This window comes from Flavobacterium cryophilum, from assembly GCF_048286555.1.
Lineage (GTDB): Bacteria > Bacteroidota > Bacteroidia > Flavobacteriales > Flavobacteriaceae > Flavobacterium.
Genome location: NZ_JBLVPZ010000001.1, coordinates 230176 through 251369, shown reverse-complemented (window position 1 = coordinate 251369; position 21194 = coordinate 230176). Strand labels below are relative to the sequence as shown.

At 36.4% G+C, this 21194-nt stretch carries 18 protein-coding genes; 10 read left to right on the top strand and 8 right to left on the bottom strand.

Annotation, left to right across the window (positions count from 1 at the left end; translation table 11 throughout):
• Positions 1-16: 16 nt before the first annotated feature.
• On the bottom strand, positions 17-1360 hold the full coding sequence (gene rseP / locus ACNQGJ_RS01170; protein WP_417970899.1) for an RIP metalloprotease RseP: 1344 nt from the start codon (positions 1358-1360) through the stop codon (positions 17-19).
• Between the two features lie 200 nt (positions 1361-1560).
• On the opposite strand from rseP, the gene ACNQGJ_RS01165 reads away from it, so the two are divergent.
• From ACNQGJ_RS01165 to ACNQGJ_RS01140, 6 genes are all read left to right on the top strand, one after another.
• Positions 1561-2631 carry an NADH:flavin oxidoreductase/NADH oxidase gene (locus ACNQGJ_RS01165; protein ID WP_417970901.1) on the top strand — a complete coding sequence of 357 codons (1071 nt, stop codon included), beginning with the start codon at positions 1561-1563 and terminating at the stop codon, positions 2629-2631.
• 93 nt (positions 2632-2724) lie between these two features.
• Positions 2725-3765, top strand: a complete 1041-nt coding sequence (locus ACNQGJ_RS01160) for a Gfo/Idh/MocA family oxidoreductase (RefSeq protein WP_417970903.1) — start codon at positions 2725-2727, stop codon at positions 3763-3765.
• 270 nt (positions 3766-4035) lie between these two features.
• The gene (locus ACNQGJ_RS01155; protein ID WP_417970905.1) at positions 4036-5247 is read left to right on the top strand and encodes an MFS transporter; all 1212 of its coding nucleotides are present in this window, start codon (positions 4036-4038) and stop codon (positions 5245-5247) included.
• 366 nt (positions 5248-5613) lie between these two features.
• Positions 5614-8547 (top strand): carboxypeptidase-like regulatory domain-containing protein, encoded by a 2934-nt coding sequence (locus ACNQGJ_RS01150; RefSeq protein ID WP_417970907.1) that lies wholly within the window; start codon positions 5614-5616, stop codon positions 8545-8547.
• A 10-nt stretch (positions 8548-8557) separates the two neighbouring features.
• Positions 8558-9907, top strand: a complete 1350-nt coding sequence (locus ACNQGJ_RS01145) for a DUF5689 domain-containing protein (RefSeq protein ID WP_417970909.1) — start codon at positions 8558-8560, stop codon at positions 9905-9907.
• 60 nt (positions 9908-9967) lie between these two features.
• Positions 9968-10429 carry an FKBP-type peptidyl-prolyl cis-trans isomerase gene (locus ACNQGJ_RS01140; protein WP_417970911.1) on the top strand — a complete coding sequence of 154 codons (462 nt, stop codon included), beginning with the start codon at positions 9968-9970 and terminating at the stop codon, positions 10427-10429.
• Positions 10430-10533: 104 nt separating this feature from the next.
• Here the strand turns inward: ACNQGJ_RS01140 and ACNQGJ_RS01135 are convergent, their stop codons facing one another.
• Entirely contained in the window at positions 10534-12648 is a 2115-nt protein-coding gene (locus ACNQGJ_RS01135; protein WP_417970913.1) for a glycoside hydrolase family 97 protein, read from the bottom strand.
• Positions 12649-13170: 522 nt separating this feature from the next.
• On the opposite strand from ACNQGJ_RS01135, the gene hflX reads away from it, so the two are divergent.
• The 3 genes from hflX (at position 13171) to ACNQGJ_RS01120 (ending at position 15301) form a co-directional block, all read left to right on the top strand.
• Entirely contained in the window at positions 13171-14421 is a 1251-nt protein-coding gene (gene hflX / locus ACNQGJ_RS01130) for a GTPase HflX (RefSeq protein ID WP_417970915.1), read from the top strand.
• 240 nt (positions 14422-14661) lie between these two features.
• Positions 14662-14997, top strand: a complete 336-nt coding sequence (locus ACNQGJ_RS01125; RefSeq protein ID WP_417970917.1) for a type II toxin-antitoxin system RelE/ParE family toxin — start codon at positions 14662-14664, stop codon at positions 14995-14997.
• 4 nt (positions 14998-15001) lie between these two features.
• Entirely contained in the window at positions 15002-15301 is a 300-nt protein-coding gene (locus tag ACNQGJ_RS01120) for a helix-turn-helix domain-containing protein (RefSeq protein WP_417970919.1), read from the top strand.
• 116 nt (positions 15302-15417) lie between these two features.
• Here the strand turns inward: ACNQGJ_RS01120 and ACNQGJ_RS01115 are convergent, their stop codons facing one another.
• From ACNQGJ_RS01115 to ACNQGJ_RS01090, 6 genes are all read right to left on the bottom strand, one after another.
• A complete protein-coding gene (locus tag ACNQGJ_RS01115) occupies positions 15418-16266 on the bottom strand; it encodes a DUF3078 domain-containing protein (RefSeq protein ID WP_417970921.1) in 849 nt (282 codons plus the stop codon).
• Between the two features lie 48 nt (positions 16267-16314).
• Positions 16315-16824: a DUF2480 family protein gene (locus ACNQGJ_RS01110; RefSeq protein WP_417970923.1), complete on the bottom strand. Its 510-nt coding sequence runs from the start codon at positions 16822-16824 to the stop codon at positions 16315-16317.
• 72 nt (positions 16825-16896) lie between these two features.
• Positions 16897-17223, bottom strand: a complete 327-nt coding sequence (locus ACNQGJ_RS01105; protein ID WP_035669120.1) for an SUF system Fe-S cluster assembly protein — start codon at positions 17221-17223, stop codon at positions 16897-16899.
• Between the two features lie 122 nt (positions 17224-17345).
• A complete protein-coding gene (locus ACNQGJ_RS01100; RefSeq protein WP_417970925.1) occupies positions 17346-17765 on the bottom strand; it encodes a SufE family protein in 420 nt (139 codons plus the stop codon).
• Between the two features lie 23 nt (positions 17766-17788).
• Positions 17789-18223, bottom strand: a complete 435-nt coding sequence (locus tag ACNQGJ_RS01095; RefSeq protein WP_417970927.1) for a hypothetical protein — start codon at positions 18221-18223, stop codon at positions 17789-17791.
• A gap of 76 nt (positions 18224-18299) precedes the next feature.
• Positions 18300-19514 (bottom strand): aminotransferase class V-fold PLP-dependent enzyme, encoded by a 1215-nt coding sequence (locus ACNQGJ_RS01090; RefSeq protein WP_417970929.1) that lies wholly within the window; start codon positions 19512-19514, stop codon positions 18300-18302.
• Positions 19515-19750: 236 nt separating this feature from the next.
• Here ACNQGJ_RS01090 and ACNQGJ_RS01085 point away from each other — a divergent pair, with 236 nt between their 5' ends.
• Entirely contained in the window at positions 19751-21127 is a 1377-nt protein-coding gene (locus ACNQGJ_RS01085; RefSeq protein ID WP_417970931.1) for a serine hydrolase domain-containing protein, read from the top strand.
• Positions 21128-21194 lie beyond the last annotated feature (67 nt).

The window sequence follows — 21194 nt, the reverse complement described above, 5'->3', positions numbered from 1 at the left end:
AAAAAATTTATTTTTTTTACTTCCCTACAATTGACTTGTAAATGTCGTTTCCGTTAGCGAATAACAACAGTGTTATAAGTAATACGAAACCAACCATTTGCGCGTTTTCTAAGAATTTATCGCTTGGTTTTTTACCGCTGATAATCTCATATAATAGAAACATTACATGTCCACCATCAAGTGCGGGGATAGGCAATAAGTTCATTACTCCAAGCATTATCGATAATAAAGCAGTGATATTCCAGAAAACTTCCCAGCTCCATGTATTAGGAAAAATATCAAATATCGCTTTAAAACCACCTACTTGTTTGTAAGCACCGGTGCTTGGACTGAAAATCATTTTCAATTGTTTTCCGTATCCTACTAATTGATCTTTTCCTTTCTCTAATCCTACAGGGATTGATTCCAGTAAACCAAATTCCTGTTTGCTGACTTTATAGTAGCCTAATTTTTCAAGTGAGGCCATGCTCAATTGTCCGATGCCAATGCCTAATTTTCCATCATTAGAAACAATAACTGGGACTTTAATTTCTTTCTCATCTCTTAAAATAGTAGCTGTAACCGTTTTGTTTTTGTTGCTTTCCAGAACCGTTTTGGCTTGGTCAAAATACTTTGTAGATTGTCCGTTGATCGCTATTATAATGTCTTTTGGTTGTAAAGCAGTGTTTTTAGAATCTGCAGAAATAGCTCCCACGACAAATGGCGTTCTGATATCCAGCAACACACTTTTTTCTTGTTTTGATAATTGGTCTACAAAATCATTTGGCATTTTAATAGCTTGTTCCGCGCCATTTCGTACAATAAGAACCTCTTTTGCCATGATAACTTTCATAGTAAGGTCATTATCAAATTTGACGATTTTTTCACCATCAACGGAAATGATATGATCTCCCGTTTTAAAACCCACGTTTTGCATGGTTTTGTTTTCTACTAATAAACCGTCTTTCAAATCTTCATTAGCAATAAAAGTATCGCCATAAGCAAATGCCATTCCGATATAAATGATAAAAGCCAAAATGAAATTCACGGTAACGCCACCCAACATAATAATCAAACGTTGCCAAGCCGGTTTAGAACGAAATTCCCATGGTTGCGGAGGCAAAGCCATTTGTTCCTTGTCCATGCTTTCGTCAATCATTCCGGAAATTTTCACATAACCGCCCAAAGGCAACCATCCGATACCGTATTCAGTTTCGCCAATTTTCTTTTTTATAAGGGAGTATTTAACATCAAAAAACAAATAAAATTTTTCGACTCTGGTTTTAAACAATTTAGCAGGAATAAAATGTCCTAATTCGTGAAGTATAATAAGTAATGATAAGCTCAATAAAAATTGAGAAAGCTTGATAACTATGTCCATTTTTTAATTTTAGTTCTTTTTACAACTCACAAAAGTAAGGTTTTCTATTTGTTTAATTTGCAAATATTGTCCCATAAGACTTTAAATGTTTGTTAATTAATGGAAATACAATCTCTCCTTTCGTTACTGACCCTTAACTTTACTTTTTTAAATAGAAATTCTATTGTCAACATTCAAATTAGTACCCTTAAATTAAAATTATGCAATCTCAATTATTCTCCTCTCTCCAAATAAAGAGTATCACACTCAAAAACAGAATTACAATTTCTCCAATGTGCCAATATTCTGCTCAAGATGGCTTCGCCAATGATTGGCATCTCGTGCATTTAGGAAGTCGTGCCACCGGAGGAGCGGGACTAATCATTCAGGAAGCAACTTCGGTTTCTCCTGAAGGCCGAATTTCTCCTGGCGATTTAGGACTTTGGAAAGACGAACAAATCGAAAAAATGCAACAAATTAATCAATTTATTGTTAGTCAAAAATCGGTTCCCGGAATCCAATTGGCGCATGCCGGAAGAAAAGCAAGTAGCGCCGCTCCGTGGGACGGCGGGAGAAAAGTAGACGAAACCCAAGGCGGCTGGAATACCGTAGCGCCAAGTGCGGTGGCCTATCATGACAATGAAAGAACACCTGTTGCATTAGATAAAACGGGGATTAAAAAAGTAATTTCCGACTTTAAATCAGCTACAAAAAGAGCGGTTCAGGCGGGTTTTCAAGTATTGGAAATCCATGCAGCGCACGGCTATTTGTTGCATCAGTTTCTTTCTCCTTTGTCTAATTTTAGAACGGATGAGTACGGCGGAAGTTTTGAAAACCGAATCCGTTTTACGCTCGAAGTTGTTGATGCAGTTCAGTCAGAATGGCCGGACAATTTGCCTTTATTCGTTAGGATTTCCGCGACAGACTGGGCAGAAGGTGGATGGAATGCTGAGGAATCAGTGCAACTTTCGAAAATATTAAAAGAAAAAGGAGTGGATTTAATCGATGTTTCTTCGGGGGGATTAGTTTCACACCAAAAAATTCCGTTGGGACCAAATTACCAAGTTCCTTTTGCGGAAAGCATAAAAAAGGAAACCGGAATAATGACTGGCGCAGTTGGTTTGATCACCGAAACTGAGCAAGCGGAGGAAATTGTCGCTTCAGGGAAGGCAGATTTAGTGTTATTTGCCAGAGAGTCTCTTAGGAATCCAAGTTTAGGATTGAAATTTGCCGAGGAACTTCAGGCTGATGCCCATTGGCCAAAACAGTACGAAAGAGCCAAAATTAAATAAGTTAGGTTACCTATTTAATAAACTTACCGTCCTCAAATGGTTAAACTTTGAAGCAGATAAGAAATATAAATCAACGCTATATAAAATAATACCATGCAAAAAATAAAAACGGCTTTACTTTCCTATGGAATGTCCGGAAAAGTATTTCATGCTCCTTTTTTAAATTTTCATCCCGGATTTGAGCTGCTTGGTTCTTGGGAGCGAAGTAAAAAATTAATTCATCATGATTTTCCCGCGGTAAAAAGTTACGCCACGATGGAAGAGTTGTTGGAAGATGATGTTGATTTGGTGGTCGTTAATACGCCCGTAGATACACATTATGAATATGCAAAACAAGTCCTTTTGGCTGGAAAACATGCTTTGGTCGAAAAAGCATTCACCACAACTGTTGCTCAAGCTCAAGAATTGGCGGCCTTGGCCAAGGAAAAAGGATTAAAACTGACTGTTTTCCAAAACAGAAGATGGGACAGTGATTTCAAAACCGTACAAAAAATTATTTCAGATAATGTGCTTGGCGAAATTGTCGAAGCCGAATTCCATTTTGACCGTTATAATCCTGTTTTAAGTCCAAAGCAACACAAAGAAACGGCCAATTCAGGGGCCGGAATTTTAAAGGATTTAGGTCCCCATTTAATTGATCAGGCACTATGCTTGTTTGGTTTGCCACAATCCGTTTTTGCGGACATTCGCATTACAAGGGAACATTCTTTGGTGGATGATTACATGGATATTATACTGTATTATTCGAACTTTCGTGTCCGTTTAAAAGCTGGATTTTTTATACGTGAAGCCATTCCGTCTTTTGTGGTTCATGGTAAGAAAGGAACGTTCCTAAAAGTGCGTGGTGATGTACAGGAAGATGAATTAAAATTAGGAATGAAACCCAATTTAGATGCTTGGGGAACTGAATCTTCAATTATGAAAGGACTTTTACACACCGAAATAAAGGGTGAAATTGTCAAGGAACTTGTCCCAACACTTCAGGGGAATTATTATGACTTTTTTGACGGTGTTTATAATTCAATTACTCATGATACTATTGAACCGGTAACGTCACAAGAGGGCGTTCATGTGATGCAAATTATTGAAGCCGCAATTCAAAGCAGCGCGCAGAAAAAAGTAATCGATCTGTAATAACTGTTTTATGAAAATAGAAATCTAGCCACAGATTCACAGATTTCATAAAGGTAAAAATTAGTGAATCGGTGGCCTTTTTATTTAAAAATCAATTGTTAGATTTATAAAATCTACCGCGAATTCGCTAATTTTTAAAAATATAGAAATTAGCGGTGCTCACTTTTTATAAACAATAACGATGTATTTTTTTTTCTTATGTGTTGTTTTGACACAACCAATGGTTGCTTTTTGTAATTTTGACAAATTAAATTTCAAAATTCACCTAACTTGATAGACTTAAATTTCATATCCAGATTTAGAACCAAAGCAAAATTCAAAAAAAAATATAAAGACGCTAAGATTTCGTATTTGAAAAGAACTCGTTGGGCAGTTTCCATGTTTTATTTTGCAATGGGTTTGTGTTTTGCCACTTGGGCAAGCCGAATTCCGGATATTAAAACCGCATTGCAGTTAAGCGAAGGTGATTTAGGTAGTATTTTATTTGCATTACCATTAGGACAATTGGTAGCCATGCCTTTTTCCGGTAAGTTGGTCGACCGTTTTGGAAGTCACCGTATTTTGATCGCCTCCTTACTATTTTATGTTTTATGTTTGACTAATTTAGGCTTGGCTGTGCAGGCATGGCAATTGTCACTGGGCTTATTCTTCTTTGGAATTTTTGGTAATTTATCAAATATTGCGGTCAATACTCAAGGTGTTTATACCGAAGTACTTTTCAAAAAAACTATTATGTCGTCTTTTCATGGAATGTGGAGTTTTGCAGGATTTACGGGAGCTTTGATAGGTTTAGCAATGCTGTCTTTAAAACTCAATCCATATCAGCATTTTTTAATCGTAGCCGGAATGGTGCTTTTGATGATTGCTTTTAATTATAAATTTTTAATAAAAGCAAAGGAAACCATCAAAGTCGAAAAGAAAAAACTTTTTTCAAAACCGGACAGTGCCTTAATTTGGCTTGGAATCATTGGCTTTTGTTGCATGGCAAGTGAGGGAGTTATGTTTGACTGGAGCGGCGTTTATTTCAAAGATGTCATCAAAGCACCCGGACCATTGGTGATTTTGGGGTACACTTCGTTCATGATTATGATGGCGGGCGGACGTTTCTTAGGAGATGGTCTGATTCGTAAATTTGGTCGAAAAACGGTCTTGCAAATCAGCGGAATCATGATATCAGCGGGGCTTTTTACAGCGGTATTTTTCCCGTTTGTAATCCCCGCAACCATTGCGTTTATGTTTGTCGGATTGGGAGTTTCCACGATAGTACCCACCGTTTACAGCGTTGCAGGTAAAAATCCAAACGTGTCTCCCAGTGTGGCATTGACTACCGTTTCAAGTGTCAGTTTCTTAGGTTTTCTTATGGGACCTCCTATTATTGGTTACATCGCTGAGTTATCAAGCCTGCGATTTTCATTTGCTTTCATCGGTATTTTTGGAATTCTCATCACATTGATGGTATCCCGAATCAAAGCAATCGAATAAATAAAAGTATTTAGGAGCACTACATTTCGTTTTTATAAAAACACATCCTCCCGCTGTTCGCAGTATCCACGCACAAAAGCGTGGGATACTTGCTGCCATCGGGGCTATTGAATTCGGTTGTATTTTTTAAGAACTTTTCCAAAAAATAGTTTCGAAAACGGATTCATAAAAATAATTACATTGAAAATCAATATGTTAGTATTTTTTTTATACATTTAACATTATAATTCTTTCATAGATTATTTTGATTGATACTGCATACAAAATACCACTTAGTTGGCAGTATCGTATTTAAGGTTTATACCACTTTTTCCAAAATTCACTTTTAATTAATTTAGCGGTATCCCGTTTCGGATAACGTTTTCAATGTTTTTAGTTCAACCGTTGCAATTCATTGTAACGGTTGAACTTATTATTGCAATTCAAGCTTTTAAAAAATATAAACCGTCATCCGTTGCATCTATGAATAAATTTTACGTTGCTTTCTTTTTTATCATTCAACTGGGATGCATTACGGCACAAGACAACACAGGATTTTTTGGAAAAGTCGTGGACTCAAAAACCCAAAATTCTTTGGGTTTTGTGGTCGTCAGCATTCAAAATACGACTTTGATGCAACTCACTAAAGACGATGGAAATTTCAGTTTTCAAACAACTCCTTCGGGGAATGTACTGATACTTCTTCACAGTCAAGGATTCAAAGACGCTTTGTATCCCATAGAAATTAGCGAAGGTAAAATGCTGGATTTAGGAACCATAACCTTAGAAGAAGACCAAACCACAGAACAGCAAAATAGTATAGTAACGCTTGGAGAGAGCGATTTTAGTGATGAAAACAGCAGTTCCGAAAGCACTTCCGGACTGTTACAATCCTCGCGCGATGCTTTTTTGCAGGCCGCCGCTTTTAATTGGGGACAAGCTCGTTTTAGAGTCCGCGGATTAGACAGCGAGTATTCCACGATGATGATAAATGGCGTTTCCATGAATAAAATCTATGATGGAAGACCACAATGGGGCGAGTGGGGCGGATTGAATGACGCACTCCGCAATCAGGAATTTACACTCGGAACCACACCTTCGGATTATACCTTTGGCGGGATTTTAGGAACACAGGAAATCAATACGCGGGCTTCTATTTATAGACCTGGTTCTCGAATCTCCTTTTCATCAACTAACACTAATTATAGTTGGCGCACGATGGCAACGCATGCTTCCGGAATGAGTGCCCGTGGTTGGGCATTTGTAGTTTCGGCAGGAAAGCGCTGGGCGCAGGAAGGCTATTTTGAAGGAACTAATTATGATGCGAATTCCTTTTTTATCAGTCTCGAAAAGAAGTTAAGCGAGAAGCATTCGTTGAATCTGACGGCAATGTACACGCCTAATTCCAGAGCTAAAAATTCCCCAAACACAGCCGAAGTCGCGCAACTGACCAGTATAAAATACAATTCCTATTGGGGTTTTCAAGACGGTAAAAAGAGAAATGCCCGCATAAAAACGATTGAAGAACCTACGATAATGCTGAATCATTATTTTAAAATTAATGATAAAACCAATCTGAATTCAAGTGTAATGTATCAATTTGGGAAAATTGCCAACAGCAACATCGATTATCAAAATGCGAATAGTCCGGATCCTACGTATTACAGAAAACTACCCAGTTATTACAGCTCGCTTTATGCACAAGATAACGGGGAATTTTCGGGAGCATTTACTCCGGATTATGACAATGCGGAGAAAAGTAAAGCGGAATTTTTAGCAAATTCTCAAATCGATTGGACGGCATTGTACCAAGCCAATCAAAATCCAGTTGTGAATTCCAATGGAACAATTTTGGGCTACGAACCAACAAAAAGTAAATACGTTTTGTATGAAGATCAAGTAGAAGACCAAATGGCGGTAGCCACAACAAATTTAAGCGCGCAATTGTCCGAAAACATTTTTTTGAATGCAGGAGCATCGTTCAAAAAACTAAAATCGCATAATTCACAAAAATTGCTTGACTTACTTGGCGGTTCTTATTTTGAAGATATCGATGCTTTTTACAGCGGGAATCAATCCCAGTCTGATTTGAATAATGTAGACCGACAAGTAATTGTTGGAGATACGTACGGATACAATTATAATTATTTTGCCAATACTTTAGAAGCGTTTACCCAATTTAAATTTACCTACAGTAAAGCGGATTTTTATCTGGCGCAAAATTTTTCCAGAGCGGATTATCAAAGGGAAGGTTTGTACAAAAACGGAATCTATGAAACCAATTCCTTCGGGAAAAGCGAAAAAGTGGTGTTTGAAAATTTTGGCTTCAAAGCCGGATTAAATTTGAAAATTTCCGGCAAACAGTTGGTGACTTTTAATGCAGCACATTTGACTAAAGCACCTTCTTTAAGAAATACTTTTGCTAATTCCCGTTTGAATAATTCCATTGTTGACGAACTCGAAAGTGAAAATATCAGCAGTCTGGACGTCAGTTATATCTATCGTTCCCCAAAACTCAAAGCCCGACTAACAGCGTATTATTCTCTAATTAAAAACGCTACTCAAATTTCTTTTTTTTATGCGGAAGGAATTTTTGATGATGGCGCAGGTTACTTAAACACCGATGCTTTTGTGAGCCAAACATTAACGCAATTAAATAAGAAGAATATGGGTGCCGAATTTAGTTTGGAATACCAATTGACACAAACATTTAAAACCACTTTTTCAGCGGCTTTTGGGGAATACATTTTTGACAGTAATCCGAAAGTGACGTTGACAAACGATGCCGAAGCAACTCCAGAAAATACCAGCCCGGTTTTTGATTTTGGAACGGCTTCCCTTAAAAATTACAAGCAAGCGGGAATGCCACAACGCGCGTATTCCGTGGGAATTGAATATAGAGATCCAAAATATTGGTGGATTAGCGCGAATGTAAATTACCTCACCAACAGTTATATTGATATTTCACCCATTTCCAGAACTGAGATATTTTATAAAAATCCCGCAAGTGCTTTTAATTTTCCGGAAGCAACCGAAGAACGGGCAGCAGTGCTATTAAAACAAGAAAAATTTGATCCAACGACGTTGTTCAATCTTGTGGGCGGAAAATCATGGCGGATTTATGGAAAAAATTTCGGGATTTTTGCCAGCATCAATAATGTACTTGATGTTACGTATAAAACAGGCGGTTATGAACAAGCCCGAAATGCCAATTTCAGACAAATTAATCAGGATGTTTCCAGTGGCACGCCTTCTTTTGGGCCAAAATATTTCTACGGATACGGCAGAACGTATTTTGTAAATCTTTATATCAATTTATAAATTAAAGCATATGAAATCAACATTTTATAAATCGGTTTTACTGTTGACAATTACTTTCAGCAGTTGTGTAACAGATGAGGTTGCGGCACCAAAACTCCTTTGTACGCAACCGGATTTAGTAACTAATACAACCGTTGGCGATGTTCGCGCTACTGCGAATGCCATTGTAACGCAATACAAATACGATGATATCATTGAGGCGTATGTGGTTTCAAGCGATGAATCGGGGAACTTTTTCAAGTCTATTTCCTTTCAGACTTTGGGGACAGCCACAACACCACCTGTAGGATTTAGTGTTCCCGTGGATGCTACAAATTTATACATTGATTTCAGATTGGGTAATAAAGTGTACTTAAAATTGAAAGACCAATACACTGATATTTCATTTGGCGGGATGCGTATAGGAAGTATTTTCGTGAACTCCTATAATGAAGGCGGAGTAGGACGGCTTTCGCAAAATGAGTATAAAAAAGTGTTGAACACGTCTTGTACGAATGTTGGCGAGGAGCTTTTGGTGCGGTCGTTATCACTACCCGAATTGCTGAATGATGCTAATTTGAATACGCTGGTCGAATTGTCTGATGTTCAATTTTCAGCCGAAGCTATAGGACGACATTATTTTGAGGAAATCAATAACGTGGGCGGCGCAACAAATTGGGGTTTAATAGATAAATTAGGCAATAAAGTGTATTTTAGAACCAGTAGTTTCTCTGATTTTGCGACTAAAATAGTTCCGCAAGGTAGCGGAAAAGTAAGGGGAATTTTGACGAAATACGGAACGGATTACCAATTATTGCCGCGTTCCGAAAAAGATGTTGTGATGACCGGAACGCGACTGGTTCCTTTCTTCGTTGAAAATTTTGAAACCGTGGTTGATAAATCGAAATTAAGTCTTCCGGGTTGGTCCAATTTGGTGCAGAAAGGAACGCTTTTCTGGAAAGGCACCGTTTATTCGGGAAATGGATATGCCGAATTTAATATTTCTGGAACTAAAGTTGTTTCAAATGTAGCGTGGTTGATTTCGCCTAAAATAGATATGGAGGTTCACACGAAAGAAGTTTTATCTTTTAGATCGGCTCAACATCATTTAGACGTTGATTCCCAATTAAATTCTTTGGAAGTATATGTTTCCAGTAATTTTGACGGGTTGAATTTTGCTGCTGCAACTTGGGTTCCGTTAGCCTTTAATTTGCCCAAGCAAGCCACACCTTGGTATCAATTTATAGGAAGTGGCGCAGTAGATTTATCTTCGTACAAAGGTAAAATTAACATTGCTTTTAAATATACCGGTTCCGGGAAAAATCTAGCTTTGGATGGTGCTTTTCAAGTAGATGATGTACAGGTTTTTGGGATTAAATAATTTTTATAAAAGGCTTTGCTTGAATTACTATATTTGCAGCCTTAACATTTAAATTAAATTATGAAATCTACTTTATTAGCATTAGTTTCTTTATTATTTGTTTCTTGTTTATCGGATAATGAAGCATCTAAACCTGTTGATTACACCGTTCAAAATGAAAAAGAAATCGTGGATTATATTGCCAAAAATAAATTGACTGCCACAAAAACCGATTCAGGTTTGTATTATGTGGTTACTGAAGCGGGAACTGGCGCTCAACCAACAGCTTCATCTAATGTTACGGTAGCGTACAAAGGGTATTTTACCAATGGAAATGTTTTTGATGAAAGTAAAGCAGAAGGTATTTCTTTTGGATTAAATCAAGTTATAAAAGGTTGGACAGAAGGCATTCCCTTTTTTAAAGAAGGTGGAAACGGAATTCTTTTAATTCCTGCTCACCTTGGTTATGGAAGCAATGGTAGCGGACCCATTCCAGGAGGCTCTGTTCTTGTTTTTAATGTTAAACTGATTAAAGTAAATTAGTTCAAAGTATGATAAAATTAAAAAAGGCTGTCTAGATTTTCTAGGCAGCCTTTTCTGTTTTATAAATCTATGTGGTAAAATGAATTACAATATACAGATTATTATTATTTGATTTCAACGATGCTTATGGCGTAACCTCCACCGGGAGCACTGAGTTGTTTTAGTTTTGATTTGTTGGTCACGGTCATTTTGCGAATCGTATACGCTTGTGGATTGGTTTTATAATGAGCGTCTTTTGCATCAGCATAAATCGTGGCCGTATATTTCTTTCCTTTTTCCAAGAAATCAAATTTGATGGTTGAGGTTCGAGATGTATCACCATTTACATTCCCAATAAACCAGTTGTTAGTCACTTTTGCCTTACGAGCCACAGTGACATATTGCCCTGGTTCTGCCTCAAGGTATTTGCTGTCAGACCAATCTACTGCTACATCTTTGATAAACTGAAAAGCATCCGGAAAGCGATCATAATTTTCTGGTAGATCAGCCGCCATTTGCAACGGACTATACATCGTTACATACAATGCCAGTTGATTGGCAATCGTGCTGTTAACATGAGAATTATTGTCAGGATTTAATTTGCTTAAGTCCATTTCGAAAATTCCCGGCGTATAATCCATCGGTCCGCCCACTAAACGTGTAAAAGGCAATACCGTTACGTGATTAGGTTTAGATCCGCCAAAAGATTGATATTCTGTTCCTCTTGCGGCTTCGTTACCAATTAAGTTTGGATACGTTCTGGAAATACCAGTTGGACGAACCGCCTCGTGCGCATTCACCATAATTTTATAATCGGCTGCTTTTTCTATGGCGTATTGAAAGTGGTTGTTCATAAATTGGTTATAATGATTTCCACCGTTTTCAAGGATAGAACCAACATAACCACTTTTTACGGCATCATATCCATTGTCTTTCATAAACTGATACGCTTTATCCATGTGGCGTTCGTAATTACGCACAGAACCCGAAGTTTCGTGGTGCATAATCATCTTAACACCTTTTGATTTGGCGTATTCATGTAAACCTTTGACATCAAAATCGGGATACGGCGTTACAAAATCAAAAACATAATCTTTGGAGTGTCCAAACCAGTCTTCCCAACCTTCATTCCAGCCTTCGACTAAAACGGCATCAAAACCATTTTTAGCGGCAAAATCTATGTATTTCTTCACATTGGCGGCATTTGCACCATGTTTTCCATTTGGTTTTGCTTTTGAAAAATCAGTCACACCAAGTTGTACCGAAGGAAATTCATCAGTGTACGCCCAAGTACTTTTTCCGGTGATCATTTCCCACCAAACACCCACATATTTTAAAGGTTTTATCCATGAAGTATCTTCAATTTTAGAGGGGTCATTTAAGTTCAACGTCATTTTTGAAGCTAGAATTTCTTTTGCGTCATCACTAACAATTATCGTGCGCCAAGGCGAATGATTTGGAGCTTGTATGTATCCTTTATCGCCTTTAGAATCTGGTGTCAACCAGGATTCAAAGACCATATTTTTATCATCCAGATTTAAATGCATACAAGAATAATTGATTAATGCCGCTTCATGTAAATTGATATACAAGCCATCTGCTGTTTTTAGCATGAGTGAAGTCTGAACTCCTGTTGTAGAGAAGGACTTTTGAGAAACATTTGCAGTAGTTGCTTTTTCTGACAAACCTCTAATTTCTGATAATTTTGAGGTGGTATAGTCGTATTCTTGCGTGTCATAATCGCCTGGAATCCAAAATGCCGTGTGATCGCCAGTCATGGCAAACTGGGTTCTTTCTTCTTTTATTACAAAATAAGTTAGGTTTTTTTGCGAAGGAAATTCATAACGAAATCCTAAACCATCGTCAAACAAACGAAAGCGGATCACAATTTGTCTGTCGGTTTCTTTTTGATTTAAGGTTACTGCCAATTCATTATAATTATTGCGAATTACGGCAACTTCGCCCCAAACTGGTTTCCAATTTTCATCAAAAGTTGCTGTTTTGGTGTCTATAACAGTGAAATCATTTAATAATGATTTTTTGTCATTTTTTAATTCAAGACCCAATTTACTGGGTTTGACAACTGCTTTACTTTTGTAATTTAAACTGTAACTTGGAGTTCCGTCATTTAGTAATGTAAATTCCATCACAAATTTTCCATTTGGTGATTTTAACTGCTGCGATTTTGCGGGGCTTAAAAATGCTAACGATAGTAAGGCTGTGAAAAGAAATTGCTTCATTTTTTATAATATAAATTAATAATTAATCCAAATTTGGAAATAGCATTCGGATATTTTTTTAAGAAATCGATTTATTGAAAAATTCAACGGTTTTAATTCAAATTTCGATGGTGCGAAAGCAAAAGTAAACTGTTTAATGTTTATTTCAGACGCTTTCCACCCGAATAAAATTTGAGATGATGTGCTGTTTTGTTCAATTTAACTGATAGTACGTCAAAATTAGTGCCGAAACTGTTTTCAAATGATATGATTTATTAAAATAGAACTAACATTTAATGTGCGCAAGTCAAAAACAAGAGTTTTCAAAATAACTGCAAATTTGCCAAATTTTTTTGGCCACGAATTACCCGAGTTTTCACTGATTTTTTTTGAAATCAAATGGTGATCCGTGGCAAAATTATTCAGTAATATAATTTTTGGCTCAATACAAAAACTATCATTATTCACGGCTTCTAATTTTTTATAAACCTATAACTCAATAAGTCCCTGACAAATCATTAAATTTGTAGCTTATTCAAAAATATGTTAGAAAAAGAAGTAATAAATTTCGAAAAAACGGCTATTGTTGGTATCGTAACTCAAAACCAAAGTGAAGAAAAACTCAAGGAGTATCTTGACGAATTGGAATTTTTGACTTTTACCGCAGGAGGTGAAGTAGTGAAACGTTTTTCGCAAAAAATGGAACGTCCAAATCCCAAGACTTTTGTTGGAACTGGAAAAATTGAAGAAATACATCAATTTGTAAAAGAAAACGATATCTCGACTTTGGTGTTTGATGATGAATTGTCGCCTTCACAGCAAAAAAATATATCTAAAATAATTGTCGAATGTAAAATCCTCGATAGAACACACCTTATCCTGGATATTTTTGCGCAACGTGCCGAGACTTCGTATGCCAGAACGCAAGTAGAATTAGCACAATGCCAATATTTATTACCAAGACTTTCCGGAATGTGGACGCACTTGGAGCGTCAAAAAGGAGGAATTGGAATGCGTGGACCGGGCGAAACGGAGATCGAAACCGACAGGCGTATTGTTCGTGACCGAATCGCATTATTGAAAGAAAAAATAAAAAGTATCGACAAGCAAATGGGGACACAGCGAGGCAATCGTGGCGCAATGGTTCGTGTGGCTTTGGTGGGATATACTAATGTTGGGAAATCAACTTTGATGAATGCCGTAGGAAAAAGTGATGTTTTTGTTGAGAACAAACTTTTTGCCACTTTGGATACCACTGTTCGAAAAGTGGTCATCAAAAACTTGCCTTTCTTACTTTCGGATACTGTCGGATTTATCCGGAAATTGCCAACACAACTCGTTGATTCTTTCAAAAGTACGTTGGATGAGGTTCGCGAAGCTGATTTGTTATTGCATGTGGTTGATATTTCTCATCCTGAATTTGAAGATCATATCGCATCCGTAAATCAAACTTTATTGGACATCAAGGCAAATGACAAGCCGGTAATTATGGTTTTTAACAAAATCGATGCTTACAAGCATTTGACCATTGATGAAGATGATTTAATGACCGAAAAAACGCCAAGACATTACACGCTGGAAGAATGGAAATCGACTTGGATGAGTCGAGTAGGCGAGCAAAATGCGTTGTTTATCTCAGCTACCAAGAAAGAAAATTTCGAGGAATTCAGAGAACGCGTTTACGAAGCGGTACGACACATTCACATCACCCGTTTTCCGTACAATAAGTTTTTATATCCGGATTATAAAGATGCAGTGGAAAAAGAAGACAAAGACGAGGAAGAAATCGAATAATTTTCTCTAAAACATAAAATACAGCAATCCCTTTTGAAAATTCAAGAGGGATTTTTTTTTGGCATGCCCCAGCTTTCTCTGCGTTACAACTGCGTCAGGCTGTACGCTGCAATCTCCCAAAGAAAAACGTTTGCAACTCGGTCGCTAAAGCTGGAGTAATGCTCTTGAATCTTCAGAAAAACTTTTAAACAAGTTAGTTTTTTATTTGCAAATTGTTAACTTTTAAGATAACTTTGTACCATGAGCAGAGAAATTATATTTTATGAAAATCATTTTATTGAATTTTATCAAAAACAAGATGAAAAAGTAAAAGAAAAAATAAAGTATGTTCTTGAATTAATAAAACAAGTTGAAAAAGTTCCAGAGAAATTTTTAAAACATTTAACTGGAACAAATGGACTATATGAAATTAGAATTGAATATCAGTCGAATATTTATAGGATATTTTGCTGTTTTGACAAAGGAAAATTGGTGGTGCTTTTTAATGGTTTTCAGAAGAAAACACTAAAAACACCAAAAAATGAATTGGACAAAGCATTGATTTTAATGAATGAGTATTTTCAACATAAAAACTAATAAAATGGAAAATTATAAAATTATAACAAATTTTGACCAACTTGTCGAAGTTGAACACGGAAAAATTGGAACTGAAAGTAGAAATAACTACGAAGAAAAAACGCAAATGTTTATCATCAGTGAAATGCTGAAAAATGCCAGGAAAGAAGCAAAAATTACTCAAGAACAATTAGCAGAAAAAACTGGAACTAAAAAAAGTTACATTTCTAGAATTGAGAATGGAAAAGGAAATATTCAGCTCTCTACTTTAATTAGGATTTTTGAATTAGGACTAAACAAACGTATTGGCTTGACATTTTTATAAATAAATTCCTCTCGTTTGTATACTCCCCAACGAGTTCCTACTTAAATTTGAAGATAAATCGGAGCGGTTGCAACGCTAATCACTACAACAACGCTATTTCGGGAAGTTATAGATTCTTAAAAACCGTAATTAACGCCTAGTCCAAATACTTCTCTTACCTGAACGGCTTGAACGGAATTATCATCGTAAATTGCCTGAACAGCCACATTTGCCGACAGGTATTTATTGATTTTCATAATGACATTCATTTGGTAATCGACATCAACGTTTTGTGGATTGTCTAAATAATTGGAATATAAATTCAGTCTATTTTCAACCGATACATTTGTCATGATATTGAATTTGTAATAGGCTGAAATACTTGCTCCAAATTCAAATCGGGAAGAATCGCCTTGCAATACTCCAAAAGAAGGCCCAAATTCAGTAAAATGAGGATGAACAATAATTAGTTTTGCTGTCGCCGGAGAAAAATTGACACTCAAATTGTTGCTTTTTTTCCAGAGCATTCCAGGTCCCAGTTGGAAGTAAGCCGGAGAGAAAAAATGGGATATTTTTTCGTCATTTTTGTCTAATCCCGTATCCATTTGAGTCTTGAAATTAAAAAACATCGAATAATACCATTGTCCTTTGGCTTTCTTTCCCCAAAGAGAATTCAGTTCCAGACGATCGTCTGTTTTTGCGGTTTTTTCATCTCCTTTTATTTTGGTTAAACCGTACGCTAAAATGAATTTATTATCCCAAACGATGTCTTCTTTTTTATAATTGAAATCGTAATTCAAACCAAAATTCCCCGCAATATTCGAAGTTCCGCCACCCAACCACTGCTTGTTGTATGCAGATTGATTAAAAAGCAATGAGATATTTCCTTTTTTGGTCCAAAACTTTGTAGTGTCTCTTGCTGTTTCTTGTGCAGAAACAGAAATCAGGATAAAAAAGAATACAAAAGAAACAGCTATTTTTTTCATGACTTTATATTTTAAATGTGGCAATTAAAGTATAAAATAAACACAATGTTAGTCCTTTTTAGGCGCTTTATACAATGGAACGGCAGAGCACGCTTCACCATACATAATACTTCTAGCAAAAGGTTGTAAGTAGTGCGCGGCTACTACGTAAGCCCGCATGGGAACCGGTTTTCTGGAGCATCCTTTTATGATAATAGACTTGTTTTCATAAACTGAATAGTCAATTTCAGACAGTAATTCTTCATAAAGTGAAGCGTCTAAATCTTCCAAAGTTCCATTGATGATTTTCTTTGCAAATGGCGCTAATTGAATTGCAACCAAAATAGAAGCCCAAGCAGGAACAATAGCATCGGTACTGCAATTAATGGCGACGTCCTGATCTTGATATTGTGTCCAATCGTGATTTTTAAGTTGCGCTCTAAAGTCTTTTTCTTTCAATAAAAATCCTTCTAAAAGCCACTGCGAAATATCGATTTGCGTGCGAATTCCCTTTGGATAATAATCTTCAAGATCGAAGACTTCCAAAACACTATTGGCAACTTTATTTATTATTTCCATTTTTTTTTTTTTCGTTTACAGTCACAGTCACAGTTGTAAGACTGAAAACTGCGACTGAAAACTGAATACTTTTTAAAGCATGCCCAGTTCTAATTTTGCTTCTTCGCTCATTAAATCTTTGCTCCAAGGCGGATCAAAAGTGATTTCTACTTCGGCATCTTTAACATTGGTAATCGATTTTACTTTTTCTTCTACTTCTCGTGGTAAACTTTCTGCAACTGGACAATTTGGCGATGTAAGCGTCATCAGGATTTTTACTTCATAATCCGTATTGACCATCACGTCGTAAATCAATCCTAATTCGTAAATATCTACAGGAATCTCCGGATCGTAAATAGTCTTTAATATTTTTACGATTGATTCTCCTAATTCGGCAGTGTCTATAATTGTTTCTTCCATAATTTTTTTTAGTTTAAATTTTAAGGTTTAAAGTTGCGGAATGCACTTCAAAACTCGTTTATTATCAGAGTTATTCTATTTTCGTAAATGTCTTATAAGGTTAAAAAGAATTGGTGTAGAAATTAATTCTGCGTGCTGAATGCCAAAGCATACATTTTGATGTTTTTTATCATCGATACCAATCCGTTGGCGCGTGTTGGCGATAAATGTTCTTTCAAACCTATTTCGTCAATAAAATTCAGATCGGCGTCTAAAATATCAGACGCTTTTTGATTTGAAAAAGTACGAATTAAAATCGCAATAATTCCTTTTGTCAAAATTGCATCGCTATCGGCGGTGAAAACAATTGTATCGTCTTTTTTCTCCCCTTGCAGCCAAACTTTCGACTGACAGCCTTTAATCAGATTGTTTTCTGTTTTGAATTCTTCTTTTATCATAGGAAGTTTTTTTCCTAATTCGATGATGTACTCATAGCGTTCCATCCAGTCATCAAACATAGAAAACTCATCAACGATTTCTTCTTGTATGTCTTTAATTTTCATAGTATGCTGAATTTATTTCAGTATTATTCTTTTTTAACAAATGAATTGATTTTATTTACGAACTTCTTAATTTCTTTTGGTGGAAAACCATGATCAAAACTTGCCGTTTTGTAAAATTTGTCTTTATAATTGATTTTCAAATTGGCTATAGCCGCACCGTCATGAAAACGTTTTTCAGTAGGGGCTTTTAATGTTTCCAAACTATCTAATTTCATCGTTTCAAAACAATCAACAAGTTCTTTCCAGTCAGCCTCCGATATTTTTGTCGGTGTCGCTTTGTCGTTTCCATCTCTATCTTTTGAAATAGTCACCATTTGATTCTCTATGGTTATTTTTTGATAAAAACCTCTGGTGTTGGCTTCATATTCAATTACAGCATTTCTAATTTCCTGCGCTTGCGCACCGTTACATCCTTTTCCAAGAAAAATAGTCAGGAATAATAAAGATAGTATTTTCATGTGTAGATAATATTTGTTTTTTATGGGAACATTGTGTTGCCATTTTTAGTCATCGCCTTGTCCTATTCTTAAATTTTTATGACAACATAAGTTGTGCTTTTTTAATGGCTTCAACCATGATGTCAATCTCTTCTTTGGTATTATAAAAAGAAAAGGAAGCTCGTATTGTTCCCGGAATGGTAAAGAAAGTCATGATGGGTTGCGCGCAATGATGGCCGGTTCTTACAGCTATTCCTAGTTTGTCAATTATTGTACCAATATCGTACGGATGAATCCCTTCAATATTAAACGAAATCACAGACGTTTTTTCCTTGGCTGTACCAAAAATCTTCAACCCTTCAATTTCCAATAATTGTTTTGTGCCGTAGTCCAGTAATTCCAATTCTTGTTGTTGAATGTTTTCAAAACCAACTTCGTTCATGTAATCAACGGCAGTTCCCAGAACAATTCCTCCAGCAATATTTGGTGTTCCCGCTTCAAATTTATGAGGCAAATCAGCATAGGTTGTTTTCTCAAAAGTCACTTCCTTAATCATTTCGCCACCACCTTGATAGGGAGGTAATTTATTCAACCACGCTTCTTTTCCGTATAAAATTCCAGTCCCAGTAGGACCACACATTTTATGTCCGGAAAAAACATAAAAATCACAATCTAGTTCCTGAACATCCGGTTTTAAATGAGGAACGGCTTGCGCGCCATCAATTAAAATTGCTGCGCCAACTTCATGCGCTTTGTCAATCATATATTTAATTGGATTGACAGTTCCAAGCGCGTTCGAAATATGATTTACCGTTACGATTTTGGTTTTATCAGATAATAATGTGTCGTACTCTGTCATTATCAGTTCGCCATCCTGATTCATTGGAATTACACGTAAAATCGCTCCCGTTTTCTCACATAACATTTGCCAAGGCACAATATTGCTGTGGTGTTCCAACGCCGAAACCAAGACTTCATCGCCCGGTTTTAAAATCGAAGCAAATCCATTGGCAACTAAATTAATTCCATGCGTTGTTCCCGAAGTAAAAAGGACTTCATGAGTAAATTTTGCATTAATATGATTTTGAAGTTTACCACGTGAAATTTCGTAAGCATCAGTTGCTAGTTGACTTAATGTATGAACACCACGATGAATATTAGCATTTATTTCCTTATAGTATTTTGAAATCGCGTCAATCACAACCTGTGGTTTTTGCGAAGTGGCTCCGTTGTCAAAATACACCAGTGGTTTCCCGTTTACTTTCTGGGAAAGAATAGGGAAGTCGGCTCTAATTTTATTTATGTCTAACATTTAGCTGCATGTTTTTATTGTTTTTTATTGGTCAGATAGCACGCCAATAGTCAACATTTTTTAGATAACCCAATTTGTTATTGGTGTTTCTTTATTTAGAATTTTTCTAAATACAAAAGTAGTGAAATTGGAATTAATTTATGGCAAACACTTGTTAATAAAACCTGATTTTCTCGGTCCGGCATTGGTTTATAAATGTGGTTCTTTTTTATTAAATTGCTTCAAATTAATTTTCTATGAAAAAATTCTTGAAGGTCGTTGGTTTGGTTTCTTTTATCGGAATCTTTTATTTTGGATTCACTACGTATCCCAAGCTGGATTTAATTTCTGGCTTTTCAGCCAAAAGTATCGCTTCGGGGCATTTTATTGATAATCGTTCGCAGGAAATGATTGAGAAAGGCGACAATGATATCGATATGATTGATTTGGCCAAAAACAAAATTGAAGATGTCGGGAAATTTGCAGCCGCTTCGGTTTATGGGTTGAAGGAACGAAAAGCGATTTACCGCGAAGGTTTGGGAGCCACTTTAATCAACGATGATTTTGATGTTACAAAACCGTATGAAGTCCCTAAAAGAACAAAATTGAATAACAATTTACCTTTTCCGTATGGAAATAACGAACCTAAAGACATCGTTTTTGCAAATGTCGATTATACTAAATTGAATGTGGCTGTCGCCAATGCTTTTGATGTAAAAGATGACTCGAGCCTAAAAGGCGAACAGGCGAAGCAAATCAAAAAAAGAACACGTTCCCTTTTAGTTGTTTATAAAGACAAAATCATTGCCGAAAAGTACGATACCGGTTTCGATAAAAACAGCAAATTATTGGGTTGGTCGATGACTAAAAGTATTACTAGTGCCATGTTTGGAATTTTGGAGAAACAAAGAAAATTTGATATTGATGATCCTGCTCCAATTCCGGAATGGGCGAATGACAAACGAAAATTGATTACAACCAGCGATTTGCTGCACATGAATTCTGGTTTACAATGGGTAGAGGATTACGAGACTATTTCTGATGCCACCAAAATGCTTTTTCAGGCCGAAGATATGACTCGGGTGCAATTAGAGAAACCGGCGGATTATAAACCCAATATGCGGTGGAATTATTCTTCGGGAACGACAAATTTGCTTTCGGGAATTTTGCGGAAGCAGTTCAAAACGCATCAGGAGTATTTAGATTTTTGGTATTCCGCGCTAATTGATAAAATAGGAATGAACTCGATGGTTGTCGAAACGGATATGGCCGGGAATTATGTAGGTTCGTCCTACGGTTGGGCTACAACACGCGATTGGTCAAAATTTGGGTTGCTGTATTTGCACAAAGGAAACTGGAACGGAGAACAAATTTTCAACGAAAGTTGGGAAAAATACACTACAACTCCTACGAATACTTCGAACGGAAGATACGGCGGACACTTTTGGCTTAATGCTGGCGGACATTTTCCTGATGTTCCAAGAGATATGTATTATTGCAGCGGTTTTCAAGGACAAATGATAGCGATTATTCCGTCACTTGATTTAGTAGTTGTACGAATGGGTTTAACCGAAGAACCTGAATTTGATTTCAATGGAATGTTGAAAGGGATTGTGGGGAGTTTGGGGAAATGATTGGATAAAAAACCCTGTCAGAGTTTTAAAGTCTGACAGGGTTACCATTATAACTTCTTCTTAGTGT